Origin of the sequence: Alteribacillus sp. YIM 98480, from assembly GCF_009765375.1 — a bacterium.
Taxonomy (GTDB): Bacteria; Bacillota; Bacilli; order Bacillales; family Marinococcaceae; genus Alteribacillus.
In genome coordinates, this window is sequence record NZ_VTOK01000011.1 from 104,726 (window position 1) to 120,163 (window position 15,438).

Genomic DNA, 15,438 nt, shown 5'->3' on the forward strand with positions numbered 1-15,438 from the left:
GCCAAGGTCACTCATCCCCAGCACCTCTTCCACCTTTTAGATGCAAAGGTTCTTCAAATGCATCTTTGTGTCGTTCTATTAAGTAGTCACGTCCTTCATTTGTTCCATGATCCACGTAATCCAAATGAGTTGAAGAGAATTCCAATTCTTCTTCAAGACCTGGAGCAAGGAGCGAATCATATTCTTCCTGTGTTAATTCAGGTGCTGTATTTTTCACTTTTTCTACCCAGCTCTCAAAATCTTCCTCATTTTCTGCATGAACCTCAAACGTATGCTCGGCAAAACCGGATCCGTTATAATTAGAATTTCTTCCTTCATAGGTCCCTTCTTCATCTGCTTGAAGATACAACGTATTTTCCATGCCGGCCATGTTGTACTTTTGTCCACCAAGAGCAGGAATCCACAAAGATGCCATGGAATCGGCCGATGACAAGCGGAATTCTATCGCCCGGTCCGTTGGAATATGAAGGTAATTCACAGTTTCAATGTTTTCTTCAGGGTAACTAAAAAACCATTTCCAATCCGCTGTCGTTGCATAAACGACGAGCGGTTCTTTATCACTAGAAGCTTCGGGAGCCTCTTCTAATTCATAAATCGTAATGACTGTTGGGATCGAAAGAGCCGTTACAATAATTAATGGAATGACCGTCCACACAATTTCCAATGTGGTATTGCCATGATGATCAGGATCATAATCTTTTTCATCACGTCCCGGCCGGTCTCTATACTTAACAATCATATAAGTGAAAGCGATAAAAACTACTGCTACTATGATTAACATGAGAATAATAGAAAAGATAATTAGATCTTTCTGGCTTTCCCCCACTGGCCCTTTTGGATCTAAAACGGTTAATTCACCACATCCGCTTACTAATAATAAAAGAGACAGAGCAGGCAGTGCAGCCCAAAGCTTCACTCGCAAATATATGTTTTTCACCCTCAGATACACTCCTTTCCAGGTGATTTTCATCACACTTCAATCTTTACGAATATCGTAGCAAATTCACTTGGTAAACAGGGTTTGAAGAGTCATTTTTCATATAACGCTCACGGAAATGTTTCAAAATGAACACAAATTATTCATAAAACCTTCAAAGATGCCGTTTTCATTAGAAAAACTCGGCTTGCCTCCGAAACCATATGGTGGAAGCCGTAGTTTTACTTTTACTTTGATCCTTTAACAAAGTTAAACTTTCCTGAAGTATAAAAATAGCCCCTGAAACAGGAGCTTATAGGAGTGATCTCACCTGCATATTCAGTTCTGCTAATAGGGGTGGGATTGTTCGGCTTTTGGGAAAATATGGTTTCATTCGAAGATTATATGGGCCGCTTTTTCTGTTTAATGATTATACTTTTATCTTTTATGAAGATCTCTTCAGCTTGTCCCCAGGTACGCGTATTTCCTGTACCCAACAAACGAGAAAAACTATTTACACTGTACTTTAAAGAACGAAAAGAATGACTGATATGCTCCCCAAAAGGTAGACAGATGAAATAAACAATCTGTTTAACCTTGAGGGGGATATTTTTATGGCGAAAAGTAAGCCGAATTTAAATATGGCTCGTCTCACAAGACTTTCCAATAACAATCCATTAGTCTTTGAAACTTTAAATTAGGCGACCCAAGCCTTCGATACCGCCCCCCTTCTCCGTAGTGATCGTGGCTTTCAATACACTTCTCATGGATTTAAACGATTGCTTCAAGAAGCAGAAATAGAGCCCAGCATGTCACGGGTGGGGAAATGCATTGATAACGGACCGATGGAATCTTTTTGGGGTACGCTAAAGTGTGAGAAGTATTATTTACATAAGTACAAAGCGTTTGACGAGTTAGAACAAGCTATCGATGACTATATACACTTTTACAATCACGAACGGCTACAAAAACGATTAAACGGCCTTACCCCTATGGAATATAAGAGTAAAGCCGCTTTAGATCCTTTTTATTATTACTACTGTCTGCTTGACAGAGTGCAGTTCAGACTTAACTCAAGGGACAGCTGTTTTTATTAAACATTATTACTGGCCGGGAGGCGGTCCAGCACTATTATTTCGTCGTTTTTTAAGTATCATTCGAACTCCCATAACCACAGCTATGAGTTCGTCATTGCTTAATACGTTTGAATAATTGATTAATTTATAAGCTGGAGCTTCCATAAAGCCGCTAATTTTTTCAAAAATGGCTATTTTATTATTTCCCCTTTCCTCTGTAATTGTAAATTCATGAGAAAAAGCTTCCGATTCCACACGGTAAACGCCGCGTCCTTCCGTCTCGTATTCAAACCTCTTTGCAAAAAAGGAAAAAGTACTGCGCAGTTCTCCAATCCGTTCATCTTCTTTATCTTTTAGGACCCAGCGACGTGAAAACAAAGGAAATGCAGCATATAAACGAATACTACCGTTTGGATCCATTACATCAATACTTGAAGTAAACGCACTTTTTAAATCAAGCTTCCCAATTTTATTTTCGTTTTTATCAAAAATATCTGTGATACCAGCAGAAAAAAAATTATCAGAGAAATATATTTCATTAGCTGCTTGCATGCAGGTTCCCTCCTCTTTTTTGCTCTATTTATTATCTCTACGAGGAAAGAAACCTTTCCGTTTCACATATGAACACTTTGAAAAGAAAACAGCTATTTTTAACCAGTACCTGCTTTCTGATCGGCAAGCTTTTCTTTTCGATTTCTAAGCGTTGTATTAGAGCGGGATACGGTGAAGATAATTAAGCCAATCCAAACAATAATAAAGGAGATCAACTGTTGACGGCTAAATGGTTCATGAAAAAGAAAGACTCCCAATATGAGCATTATAGTTGGAGCAAAATATTGAAGAAAGCCTATTAAAGAAAAAGAAATACGCTTCGCCCCTGCTGCAAACAACAGTAATGGAATTGCTGTAGCTGCACCTGCTCCTATTAACAATAAGGCCGTTTCCAAGCTTCCATAAAAAAATGGGGTTTCATTATTTCTTATAAAAACCAAAAATAATAATGCAAACGGAGTCATAAGGAGCGTTTCAATCGTTAATCCAGCCCAAGCCCCAACAGTGGCAGTCTTTTTAATTAAACCATACATCCCAAACAATAAAGCAAGACTAAGCGCCGCCCAAGGAATATAGCCATAATAAAATGTTAATAATAAAACGCCGGCTGCCGCTAACAAAAATGCTAACCCTTCAGCTTTTGTTAATTTTTCTTTTAAAAAGAGGGTGCCAAGCAGTACATTAATAAGTGGATTAATATAATAACCTAGACTAACTTCGATCACACGGTCACTGTTAACCGCAAATATAAAAATAAACCAATTAAAGCTGATAAGTATCGCAGCTAGTGTTATAGCAAGGCCTGACTTTTTTGAAGAAAAGGTTACCTTTATTTCTCTCCAAACTCCTTGTAAACGTCCCACCAGAAATAAAACGACCACCATAAATACTACGGACCATATTATTCTGTGGGCCAGCACCTCTTCTGATGGAACATGCCCTACCATTTTCCAATATAAAGGAAGGAAGCCCCAGAACAAGTAGGCAAGACTTGCTGCAGCGACTCCCCATGCCTGTTGTTTCTCCTCCATCATTCTCCCTCTATTCATGCTATATATTTTATTTCGAGTGTCTACATTTTACTCCAAAGGGAAAACAATTTCCAGGAGCTTATCGGCAAGTCTTTTTGGTGAAAGCTGATATTTTTTATATAGTTAAACTTAGAAAAAGTACAAAAAAATCTCCCTAAAAAGGGAGTAAAATATTTATGATTCTACTCTTGGCTTAGCCGGATCACAATCTGGTTTCTGGGTATGCGCCGACTCAGCAACTTTCAATAAATAGTAGCATTCTTCTCTAGCCATATGATCTGCCATCAGAGGAGTAAGCGTGCCCAGCATTTCCCTAGTCAATCCCATTTGTTCCAATTCATTTAAAAAGCAGCGGAAAATATGGAGTTCTAAGCTTACTTGATGATTCATACGTTGCAGTGCTGGGAAGTTATCTACGTTGGAACGTAAATATCCCGCCATTTCCACTGCTTTTAAATAAAAGTGATCAAAATCTTTTTCAAACATGGTCGAGCGTTCTTTTAATCCGGTTTCCACTTTATCCAGCGAATCTGTAATTGCCCCGGCATGCCCAGCAGCATCAATAAGCCAAATAAGATGATGGTGAAGCGGATGACAAACAGGAGGCACTTCTTTTCTTACGAGAAATGGAAGAATACGTAAATACTCATCCACTTCATTTACCATATGATTAATAAATGTAGGAGTCAGTTCAATCTTAATCTTTCCTGTCAATTGAGTTCGGATAATTTGCAGTTTTAAAAAACGAATATCTTTTGCAGCCTGTTGCGCCTGAGCAGTTAATTCCTCTAAAGCATAACTATTACCGCCAGCTCTTGCTCTTTCTAGCAGCTGATCAAACAAAGCAGCAAATCCTTGTGCAGCTGCAATGTAATCAGTTTCCGAGGGTGCTAGTGTATCGTGGATGAAACGAGCATGGTCACCAAGAATCTGAAGCCAAAATAAGTGTTCTTCCCGAGCCGCCCTTTCCCAATTATTTTTCAATGAAGGCCCTCCTTCATATTCATAGTCCCCTTTAAAATATGAAGGCAAGGCCTGTACAAAGAACATAATGGGCAAATTTATAACCATTTGTTTAAGTTAGAAAAATCGGGCTTGCCGCCGATTCCTATAACGGAAGTCGTGGTTTTACTTATACTACCATCCTTTAACAAAGTTAACCTTTCCTAAAGAATGGAGTCTCTAAAATCGGTTATTACCGACTTACGAGAGATCCCCATATTATTATCTTTCCTGCAAACGTCGAATACGTTCTTCTAACGGCGGATGAGATGAAAATAACATAGCCATAGAAGATTTATTGTTTATTTTTAATGTCTGCATGGAAGTCTGACTATTATCAACCTTATTTACATGCACTTTAAGAGACTGTAATGCATGTGTCATTTTATCTTTACCAGCAAGATCTGCTCCGCCGCGGTCTGCATGGTATTCTCTATATCTGGAGAATCCCATAACTGCTATGCTTCCAAGAATAGAAAACAAAATTTGAAACACAATAATAGCACCAAAGTGTACAAATACGCGCATCGCATCATTTTGCACAAAGCGAGAGACGATTGCAGCAGCAATACGTGCAAAGAAAACGACAAACGTATTTACTACACCTTGCAGAAGCGTCATCGTAACCATATCACCATTAGAAACGTGAGCAACTTCATGGGCTAGTACACCTTCAACCGCATCCTCGTCCATTGAATTTAGTAAGCCAGTGGACACAGCTACTAATGAACGCTTTTTAGACGGACCGGTTGCAAAAGCATTTACTTCTCTTGAGTTATAAATACCTACTTCCGGCATGTGCATCAGACCAGCATTTCTAGATAGACGGTGAACTTTTTCTACAAGCTGGCGTTCTGCTCCTGTACTGTTGCCAGGATCAATGACGGTGACGCCCATCATTTTTTTAGCCATGAACCTTGATAAAGCCAGTGATATAAAGGAACCCGAGAAACCAATGACTGCACTGATGATAAAGAGAGCCAGATAATTTATGCCGCCGTCAGCTGTGTACGTTGAAATATCTACACCAGCCATACGTAAGAGCGTAAACACAATCGTAATTGTAGTAATAACGAGAATGTTGGTTAAGATAAATAGTAAAATTCTTCTGCCCACTTTGATTTCCTCCATTTTCTTATTTGTATTTAATCTTTATGTTTGTACGTATTAATAAAGACAACGTTTCATGATTTTATTGTAACATTTTTAATTTCGTTTTACTTGTAAAACCATTTCTTTGTTTATCATATCCTTGCGAAAGGAATAGGTTCAATATATTGGTATGTGTTTTTATACTTTACGAAAGTTTAAACTTTCGTAAAGGTTCAAAGTATAAACAAAAACTAAGACTTCCGCCATTGGTCTTGGCGGTAAGCCGAGTTTTTCTTATCTCAAAGAAGGGGGATCACTTCATGGCTTTAAATGTATCTCAAAAGCTGATTAATGAACATTTGGTTTCTGGCAAATTAACACCTGGAGAAGAAATCGGACTTTCTATTGATCAAACACTAACGCAAGACGCCACAGGAACTATGGTAATGCTTGAACTTGAAGCGATGGAAATTGAACGGGCTAAAACAGAAGCTTCCGCTCAATACGTCGATCATAATGTCATTCAAGAAGACAGCAAAAACCCTGATGATCATTTGTTTTTAGAAAGTGCCGCTAAACGGTTTGGTCTTCATTTCAGCAGGCCAGGAAACGGCGTCAGTCATCCTGTCCATATGCAAAGGCTAGCTAAGCCAGGAAGAACACTGCTTGGCTCTGATAGTCATACTTGCGCAAACGGCTGTATGGGAATGCTTGCAATGGGAGCAGGTGGTATAGATGTGGCAATGGCTATAGCCGGAGAACCATTCTATGTAAAAATGCCTAAAATATGGGGGATAAAACTCACAGGAAAACTTCCAGATTGGGTGAGCGCTAAAGATATCATTTTAGAACTGCTCCGCCGTCATGACGTAAAAGGCGGCGTAGGAAAGATCATGGAATACTATGGACCAGGCTTAGAAGAATTAAGCGCTATGGACCGGCACGTCATTGCGAACATGGGGGCAGAACTGGGTGCCACGGCGAGTGTATTTCCTTCCGATCAGGAAATTAAACGTTTCCTCAAAAGCCAAGGTCGAGAAGATGACTGGTATGAAATAACTGCTGACAAAGACGCTTCCTATGATATTAATGAAGAGGTTAATCTGTCTGAACTAGTTCCACTGATTGCTAAACCATCGAGCCCAGGAAATGTAGTGACCATTGACGAGGTAGCTGGAGAAGACATTTACCAGTCTTATGTTGGATCTTCTGCAAACCCAGGTTACCGTGATTTCGCTGTTGCAGCCGAAATTGTAAAAGGGCAGCAAATTGCTAGTGGTGTGTCTTTTGATATTAACCCTACATCTAGACAAATGCTTACAGACCTAGTTGAAAACGGACATATTGCCAGCTTGTTATCTTCTGGTGCCAGACTTCATCAGGCGGGCTGTAACGGCTGTATAGGAATGGGGCAGGCACCAGCTACAGGAAGAAATAGTTTACGTACGACACCTCGTAACTTTCCAGGCCGCTCCGGTACAAGAGAAGACAGTGTATTTCTTTGCAGCCCTGAGGTAGCCGCTGCATCTGCTTTAAAAGGAAAAATTACGGATCCACGGACGCTTGATATGAAATATCCAGATGTGAAAGACCCTGATAAACCAACTGTTGATTTCCGTCTGCTAGAAGAACCACTGCCTTTAGAGGAAGCGAAAAAAACCGAATTGCATAAAGGACCCAATATTGCTTCTCTTCCTGATATGGAACCGCTCCCTGATGAGATAGAAGTTCCCGTTCTTTTAAAAGTAGGAGACAACTTCTCTACTGATGAAATTTTAGCTGGCGGAGCCAGAGTTTTACCGTATCGAAGCAATTTACCTGAGATCAGCAAATTTGCCTTTGAAATTTTAGACGAAGATTATTACAATCGTTCTTTGAGCTTAAAAGAAAAATCCGGCCACGCTATTATAGGAGGATCCAACTACGGACAAGGATCAAGCCGTGAACATGCTGCACTGGCTCCGCGTTATTTAGGTCTTCGTGTTGTTTTTGTTAAAGACTTTGCACGAATTCATTGGCAAAACCTTGTAAATTTCGGTATTCTTCCACTGACATTTGCAAACGAAGATGATTATAACCAGTTTGATCCGGGAGACATTATTGTAATGAAAAACTTAAGAGAAAGTATCAAAAAAGGAAATGAGCTTAAAGCTTCTCTCAAAGATAAAAATAAAGAAATCAAGGTGCTTCATGCATTATCTAAACGTCAAGTGGAAATCATGTTAACAGGAGGACTTATCAATTGGGTGAAAGACAAACAAATAAAAAATGCATAGATTAGTACTCCCTTAAAGGAGCGAACAGCAATGGATGTAAACCAAAACGTATGTAGAGCATGTGATGGCACAGGCCTTTTGATGGACGATGAACAATGGAAGTATTCATGCAGTGTGTGTGGAGGAGACGGCATTTTACAAGCAGGAGAAACTCCTGAGCCGGAAACCACATTTGAAGTAGATGAAAACAACCGAACACTGGAATAAAAACATGTCGCAGCCTAAAAAGCTGCGACGTGTTTATTTTTTATCCATTTAATCATTTCCTTTAGCGTGGCATTTTTCCCATTTTAAAAATTTTCCCTGCACTTGCTCCACTTGGCCCTAAAATAGCCATTATCTCTCCTTTGTGAACATCAAAAGGATATTCATTAGTAATAGAAGTTTCTACTAAAACCACTTAAATTTTTTTTTTACGTGATTAAGTTTCGGATGGTTTTATGGTTTACTATAAAATACAAAAACGCTGCAGCTGGACGCTTCATCCAACTGCAACGTTAAAGACAGTGTTATATAATATGAACGGGTGTCCCAAGAGCTCTATCCCCTGCCTCCATTATGGTCTCTCCAAGAGTAGGGTGAGCATGAACAGTCAGAGATAAGTCTTCAGCAGTCAATCCAGCCTGAATGCTCACGGTTAGTTCATTGATTAACTCAGAAGCATTAGGACCAGCTGTTTCAGCTCCGAGAAGCGTGCCGTCTTCTTTATCAATTATTAATCGTGTAAAGCCTTCCTCTTCTCTTGTAGTCATCGCTCTTCCATTTGCTGTAAAAGGAAATGAGATGGTGTCAACATCAAACCCTTTTTCCACTGCCTGCAATCCAGTAAGACCCACCACAGCTAACTGTGGCTCGGAAAATACAATTGCTGGGATATGATAATCCGTAAAATCATTTATTTGTCCATTAATCGCTTCTGCAGCTATTTTTCCTTGTAGAGAAGCTTTATGAGCCAAAGCAGGACCTTCGGTTAGATCACCGATAGCAAAAATATGTTTTTGATTTGTCTGGCATTGTTGGTTTACAGGGATAAAACCTTTTTTATCGCGTTCGATACCGGCATTTTGCAGCTCTAATGTATCACTGTTTGGTTTTCTTCCTACCGTGACAAGTAAATAATCTCCATCTAATACGTGCGTTGTATCATTTGCAGAAACTGTAACTTGAACTTCTTCATCATTTTCTATTGCACTTTCGACTGCAGCATTTGTCATTATTGTTACATTTGGACGGTCTATTAATTTTTTACTTACAAGGGCTGCCATATCCTCAGAGAAGGCTGGAAGAATCCTTTCCGCTGCTTCGATAATGGTTACTTCCACTCCAAAGTTAGAAAACATTGTACCAAGCTCAATTCCAATATAGCCTCCGCCGACAATGTTCATTTTGGAGGGCAGCTCTTTAAAATCCAGGGCTTTATCAGAAGTGATTATCCTTTTTCCATTTGGAATCGTTGGAATGTCTACCGGCCTTGAACCAGTTGCAATAATACACGAATTAAACGTAACCTTTGATTGCTCCTGTTCGTTTTTTATAAGAACCGTATTTTCGTTCACAAAAGAAACGTTTCCTGGAGTTATCGTTACATTATTTGCTTTTAAAAGCCCGCTCACTCCATCAGTCAATCTTTTAACAATACTATTTTTCCAGCCACGTAATTCTTTAACATTTAACTCTGGTTTGTTAAATCGAATCCCCATCGTGTGAGAGGTTTCTGGTATTTTATATTTTTGACCTGCTTCTATTAAAGCTTTTGACGATATACAGCCTGCATTCAAGCAAACCCCGCCCAATTCACTTTTATCTGTAATCATAACATTTTGACCAAGCTGGGCAGCCCTGATAGCTGCCACATAACCGCCTGGTCCAGCGCCTATTACTAATGTCTCCACGCTCTGCTCTGCATATTCCGTCCCCACAGTTTCCCTCCTATACTGTTTATTACTATAGTAAAAGCTGATACGGTTTTTCTAACAGTGAAGCTATATTATTTAAGAAGCGGCTCGCTGGTTCTCCATCTACTACTCTGTGATCAAATGTAAGGCTTAGTGGTAAATGTTGGCGAGGTACAGCTGTTCCATTTTCAAACACTGCTGCTTCTTGTGACATCCCTACACCAAGAATTCCTGCTTCAGACGGGTTGAGTATAGGAGTAAAAAATTCTACTCCTGCTGCTCCCAGGTTTGTAATAGTGAATGTAGATCCTGTCATTTCATCTGCTGTCAACTCCCCTTGTCTAGCTTTACTGCTCAGTAATTGAATGCATTGGTTTAAATTTCCGACAGATTTTTTATCCGCATCTTTAAGCACTGGAACAACCAACCCGTCATCCAATGAAGTAGCAATTCCTAAATGGATAGAGCTGTAAAAAGTTATCGTATCGTTCTCAAATGAGCTGTTTATGAAAGGATGGTCCTTTAATGCTTCTGTTACAGCCTTGGCAATGAAAGCAGTTAAGGTCAGTTTTGATTCCATACCTCTTTCTTTTAGCTCGCCGCGAACTTGTTTTTGCAGATGAAGCAGTTTGGTTACATCTGCTTTTTTCATAATCGTAAGCTGAGCGCTTTGTTGAAGGCTGTTATGCATACGTTCAGCTATCACTTTGCGCATACCTTTTACGGGCTGTGCAGTCCGCTCTTCTTTTACAGACAGATTGTTGTTCGTAGTCTTTTCCTTTTCGTTTTCACCAGGAGCTCGCTTTGCCTGTTTTTCTATATCTTGTTTGGTAATTCGTCCATTTGGCCCGGTGCCAGTTACATTTTCCATTGGTATTCCTTTTGCTTTTGCTAGTTTCTTGGCTGCTGGTGATATTTTAATTGATTTTTTTACAGCAGGAACAGAAGGCGGAGCTTTAACAGTAGTTGAAGCTGTAGGTTGGGGAGATGTGTTGTTTCCTTTATCTGATACATCCTCTTCGAATGCAGTGCTTTCTACTGCTTCTCCTTTTTCCCCAATATAACCTACTGGCTTTCCTACTTTAACCACTTCATCTTCTTTTGCCATTACTTTGACTAAATATCCTTCAGCTGGTGCTTCTACTTCATTTGTTATTTTGTCAGAGCTTATCGTTACAATTGGTTCTCCCTTTTTTACTGGGTCATCCTTTCTTTTTAACCATTCCACTACGGTTCCTTCTTCCATACTCATCCCGAACTTTGGCATCACAATTTGTTCAGCCATACGTCCTCACCCTCCTTTTTATATGTAGAGGACTTGTCTATCCCCGTGTCAGACAGGTCCTCTTCCTTTTCTACATTGCTATGCTGGAGTCATCATCAATTAACTCTGATACCACTTCTAACACTTTCTCTGGCGTTGGCAGATAAACATCTTCTAGGGCCGGAGAAAATGGAACAGGGCAATGAGGAGCGGTGATCATTTTAATAGGGGCATCTAGGTAATCAAAACCTTTGTCAGCTACCATGGCAGATATGTCAGTGGCTGCATTGCACCTTGGATTTGCTTCATCAATAACAATAAGTCTGCTCGTTTTCATCACCGATTGCAAAATCGTTTCCTCATCCAGAGGGGATAGACTACGGGGGTCAACCACTTCCGTTTCAATCCCTTTTTTCACTAGTTGTTCAGCTGCTTCTAGAGCCGTATGAACCTGTTTACCTATTGCTACTATCGTTAAATCTTCGCCTTGCCGTTTAATATCTGCTTTTCCAATTGGAATAGAGTAGTATTCTTCGTCTACTTCTCCTTTCATGTTATATAATGTTTTATCTTCGAAAAATACAGTTAAGTCATCATCTTCAATGGAAGCAATCAGCATCCCTTTTGCATCAGCCGGAGTAGATGGGACCACTACTTTCACCCCTGGGATTGCAGTAAACAAACCATATAAGCTTTGCGAATGCTGTGCAGCAGCTCTAAAACCTGCTCCGTGCATGGTACGGATGGTTAATGGAATTTTAGCTTTGCCGCCAAACATATAACGAAGTTTTGCTCCCTGATTCATTACTTCATCTAAACAACTTCCTATGAAATCGTTAAACATCAGTTCTGCAATGGGTCGCATTCCAGTTGCCGCAGCACTCACAGCCGCTCCTACATAACCTGCTTCCGCTATTGGAGTATCCAAAACACGGTCTTTTCCAAACTCTTGAATAAGTCCTTTTGTTACACCCATGACTCCGCCCCAAGCATCTTCGTTCTGCAAATGATCTACTTCAGCTCCGCCAGCTACATCCTCTCCTAATAAAATAACGTCTTCATTCTTTCGCATCGCTTGCTTCATTGCTTCATTCAATGCATCTGAAAACGTAATCACTCTTCCCATCATTATCCCTCCTTATTCTTTATAAGAAACGTAAACATCTGTTGTCAGTTCTTTTACTTCCGGCAGTGGACTTTCTTCAGCAAATGAAACCGCCTCTTCTATCTCTTTTTTCACATTTTCATCAACAACATGAAGATCATCTTCACTTGCCAATCCATTCTGCAGTACAAATTGACGAAAAAGTATAATTGCATCCAGTTCTGTTAAGTGTTCCTTTTTTTCTGATTCGGGTTTATACGTTTGAGCGTCCCCCTCAAAATGCCCATAATTTCGGTATGTTTTACATTCAATTAGCGAAGGTCCTTTCCCAGCTCTTGCTCTAGCAACTGCTCTTTCTGCAGCATCATACACTGCCATAGCATCTTTTCCATCTACTGTTTCTCCAGGAATCCCATAGGAAGCAGCACGTTCAGCAATATTTTCACAGCTTGAAGCATATTCAAATGGTGTTGCTTCTGCGTATCCATTATTTTCGGCTACAAAAACTACTGGTAAATCCCAAATCGCAGCCATGTTAATACCTTCATGGAATGTACCGTGATTATTGGCTCCGTCCCCGAAAAAGCAAACAGCTACTCCACCTGACTTTTTTAGTTTTGCTGTTAATGCTGCACCAGTAGCAAGTGGAAATCCTCCTCCGACAATACCGTTTGCCCCAAGCATCCCTTTCTCGACGTCCGCTATATGCATAGATCCGCCTTTACCTCGGCATAACCCAGTAGACTTGCCATATAACTCTGCCATCATTCCTTTTAAATCACAGCCTTTTGCAATACAATGGCCGTGCCCGCGATGCGTGCTCGTTATGCTGTCTTTATCATCGAGATGAGCACATACCCCAACGGCCACTGCTTCTTCTCCAGCATATAAATGGACAAAACCAGGAAGCACTCCTTTACTAAACGTTTCGTGCACCTGATCTTCAAATCTGCGAATTTCTGCCATCTTTTGATACATCCACTTTGCTTTTTCTGATGTGAGATTCGTTTGCTGAACTTCAGAAACACCCATATAAAAACCCTCCTTCAAATTTTCTACACATAAATATTTGCAAAATATATGCCAAAAAAGAAAACGCTTACAAATTAAGCGTTTTTAGGTCAGCCTTCTGTTTTTGTCTAAACATAATTGAGACAAATTAAGATTGTGTCTCACATTTTCTCGTTTTGTCTCATAATCTTTAAAGCTTAAATTTTTTTATTTTCCGATAAAATGTACTTCTCGGTATGTTTAATAATTTGGCAGCTTGAGCAGCTTTCCCGCCGGTTTCTTGAAGGGCCTTTTTCAATGTGTCTTTCTCAATTTCTTCTCGATAGGAGAATTCAGATTTCTCTTCAATATTTCTATCTTCAAGAGAAACAGAAGCAAGAAGAGAGTGTAGTTCGGATGCGGACGGATATCTGTCCAGATATATCGTGTGTGCTCTTTCAAGTACATTAAATAATTCACGGATATTTCCAGGCCATGAGTAATTCATTAAAACTTCCAACAACTCTTTTGGCCAGTCATTTGGGAAACTTGTTTTTTTGCAAAAATGTTGCACAAAATATGGTATATCACTGGACCTCTTACGTAATGAAGGCAGTTCGATTGGAAACACATACAAACGATAAAATAGATCTTCTCTAAATAAACCTTCCTTCACTAACTTACGTAAGTCTTTATTTGTCGCGGTAATTAAACGAAAGTCCACCGAGACATTTTGATCTCCTCCTACCGGGGCTACTTGTTTTTCTTGGAGAGTACGTAAAATTGCTATTTGCATAGATGGGGAAATTTCACCAATCTCATCTAAAAACAAAGTTCCTCCTTCCGCTTGTTTTATTTTTCCTTCCTTTCCACTTCTGCGGGCCCCAGTAAAGGCACCATCTGTATATCCAAAAAGTTCACTTTCTAAAAGATTTTCAGGTACAGCACCACAGTTTACAGCAATAAAACGGCCTTCTTTTCTTGTACTATTTTGGTGAATCGCTTGAGCTAACAATTCTTTTCCTGTTCCGGTTTCTCCATATAAATGAACGGCGACATCTGTTTTCGAAGTCTTTTTTGCTTCGTGGATTGTTTTTTGAAACGCCAGGCTTTTGCCTTTCACACCTGGATATTCAAAAGAAACAGATGTGTTTGTTATAGATTGTCTCTTACCAGACTGCTTTGCTGCTTGGATTTTTAGATTATAGCCGATCGTTTCTTCTGTTTCTTTCGATAAAATCGGTGTTTCTGATGTAGTAATAAAGCCTAAAGAAGAATATTCTTGTAAAGTCATACCAAGTTGAACAGGGTGATCTTTAAGGTCTGGATGGATGTATATTATTTTATGTTTACGATTGCATAATATATATGGGGTTGATGCAGAGGATTCTAAAGCCCAAGATAATAATTCCACTTCTTCTTCTTTCATTTGCTTTTTCCATTTGTTTTCAATAGCATAAGCAGCAGCGACAACTGTACCCAATATGTGTTCATATGTGTCTTTTGAAAACGGACTAGAAATATCCAACACTCCAAGAAGTTCTCCGTCTTCATCATGGATAGGCGAGGCAGAACAGCTCCAATTTTGAGAAGCAACTGAGTAATGTTCGACACCTGTGATCGTAATAGGTTCTGTGGTATTAATGGCTGTTCCAATAGCGTTTGTTCCCACTTCTTCTTCTGTCCATTTTACACCCTCGGTAAAATTAATATTCTTGGCGATTTGATATGCGGATTGATTTCCCATCATACGCAGCACATAACCATTACGATCGCCAAGTAATATAACGACATTTAACTGTTGATACATTTTTGCAAGGTTTTGTAAAAAGGGCATTGCTACTTGTATCAAGCGTGCATTTTTTTGCTTTTTCTCTTCTAGCTCTTTTCCATTTAAAAGCAGCACTCCTTTTCCATTATAAGGATCTACGCCTGTTTGACGACAATGAAACCAGGATTCTGCAATTCTTTTTTCCATCCTGGAGGTATCAAGTGTCCCTTCTTGAACAAAGCGCTTCCACGTCTCGCGTTTCAGCTGCTCCATTGCCAGCTCTCACCTCTTTCTAAAAATTTAAAAATTTAAAGGTTGATTACTAGTAATCTATTACTTTATCCCCCATGATATCTTCGCCAACTATAAGGGTAATACCTGCGGGGAACTTCACCTTAAACTACTCATTCCACACGTCCATTTCACCAATAAGAAAAGCGCAAGCGCCTTACTCACGAGCGACAAGTC

General features: G+C 39.7%; 12 protein-coding genes and 1 pseudogene. 3 read left to right on the top strand and 10 right to left on the bottom strand.

The window, feature by feature from the left end:
• Positions 1-7: 7 nt before the first annotated feature.
• Entirely contained in the window at positions 8-928 is a 921-nt protein-coding gene (gene qoxA / locus FZF09_RS14875) for a cytochrome aa3 quinol oxidase subunit II (protein WP_233269520.1), read from the bottom strand.
• Between the two features lie 650 nt (positions 929-1,578).
• Between qoxA and FZF09_RS14880 the strand changes: the two are divergent.
• A pseudogene (locus FZF09_RS14880) lies at positions 1,579-1,932 on the top strand (transposase); the annotation flags it as partial.
• 87 nt (positions 1,933-2,019) lie between these two features.
• On the opposite strand, the gene FZF09_RS14885 reads toward FZF09_RS14880, so the two are convergent.
• From FZF09_RS14885 to htpX, 4 genes are all read right to left on the bottom strand, one after another.
• Positions 2,020-2,544 carry an LURP-one-related family protein gene (locus FZF09_RS14885; RefSeq protein ID WP_158737394.1) on the bottom strand — a complete coding sequence of 175 codons (525 nt, stop codon included), beginning with the start codon at positions 2,542-2,544 and terminating at the stop codon, positions 2,020-2,022.
• Positions 2,545-2,642: 98 nt separating this feature from the next.
• Positions 2,643-3,578 carry an EamA family transporter RarD gene (gene rarD, locus FZF09_RS14890; RefSeq protein ID WP_370514467.1) on the bottom strand — a complete coding sequence of 312 codons (936 nt, stop codon included), beginning with the start codon at positions 3,576-3,578 and terminating at the stop codon, positions 2,643-2,645.
• 171 nt (positions 3,579-3,749) lie between these two features.
• Complete coding sequence (locus tag FZF09_RS14895; RefSeq protein ID WP_233269515.1) at positions 3,750-4,559, bottom strand: DUF2935 domain-containing protein; 810 nt, start codon at positions 4,557-4,559, stop codon at positions 3,750-3,752.
• A 240-nt stretch (positions 4,560-4,799) separates the two neighbouring features.
• The gene (gene htpX, locus FZF09_RS14900) at positions 4,800-5,693 is read right to left on the bottom strand and encodes a protease HtpX (RefSeq protein WP_158737396.1); all 894 of its coding nucleotides are present in this window, start codon (positions 5,691-5,693) and stop codon (positions 4,800-4,802) included.
• 296 nt (positions 5,694-5,989) lie between these two features.
• Between htpX and FZF09_RS14905 the strand changes: the two genes are divergently transcribed.
• The gene (locus tag FZF09_RS14905; RefSeq protein WP_158737397.1) at positions 5,990-7,945 is read left to right on the top strand and encodes an aconitate hydratase; all 1,956 of its coding nucleotides are present in this window, start codon (positions 5,990-5,992) and stop codon (positions 7,943-7,945) included.
• 30 nt (positions 7,946-7,975) lie between these two features.
• A complete protein-coding gene (locus FZF09_RS22665) occupies positions 7,976-8,152 on the top strand; it encodes a hypothetical protein (protein WP_199256804.1) in 177 nt (58 codons plus the stop codon).
• Positions 8,153-8,454: 302 nt separating this feature from the next.
• Here FZF09_RS22665 and lpdA read toward each other — a convergent pair whose 3' ends face one another.
• The 5 genes from lpdA to FZF09_RS14930 form a co-directional block, all read right to left on the bottom strand.
• The gene (gene lpdA, locus FZF09_RS14910; RefSeq protein WP_158737398.1) at positions 8,455-9,864 is read right to left on the bottom strand and encodes a dihydrolipoyl dehydrogenase; all 1,410 of its coding nucleotides are present in this window, start codon (positions 9,862-9,864) and stop codon (positions 8,455-8,457) included.
• Positions 9,865-9,889: 25 nt separating this feature from the next.
• Positions 9,890-11,125 (bottom strand): dihydrolipoamide acetyltransferase family protein, encoded by a 1,236-nt coding sequence (locus FZF09_RS14915; protein WP_158737399.1) that lies wholly within the window; start codon positions 11,123-11,125, stop codon positions 9,890-9,892.
• Between the two features lie 70 nt (positions 11,126-11,195).
• Positions 11,196-12,230, bottom strand: coding sequence for an alpha-ketoacid dehydrogenase subunit beta (locus FZF09_RS14920; protein ID WP_158737479.1), 1,035 nt, complete (start codon positions 12,228-12,230; stop codon positions 11,196-11,198).
• Between the two features lie 12 nt (positions 12,231-12,242).
• Entirely contained in the window at positions 12,243-13,241 is a 999-nt protein-coding gene (locus tag FZF09_RS14925; RefSeq protein WP_158737400.1) for a thiamine pyrophosphate-dependent dehydrogenase E1 component subunit alpha, read from the bottom strand.
• A 169-nt stretch (positions 13,242-13,410) separates the two neighbouring features.
• A complete protein-coding gene (locus tag FZF09_RS14930; RefSeq protein ID WP_158737401.1) occupies positions 13,411-15,243 on the bottom strand; it encodes a sigma-54-dependent Fis family transcriptional regulator in 1,833 nt (610 codons plus the stop codon).
• Positions 15,244-15,438 lie beyond the last annotated feature (195 nt).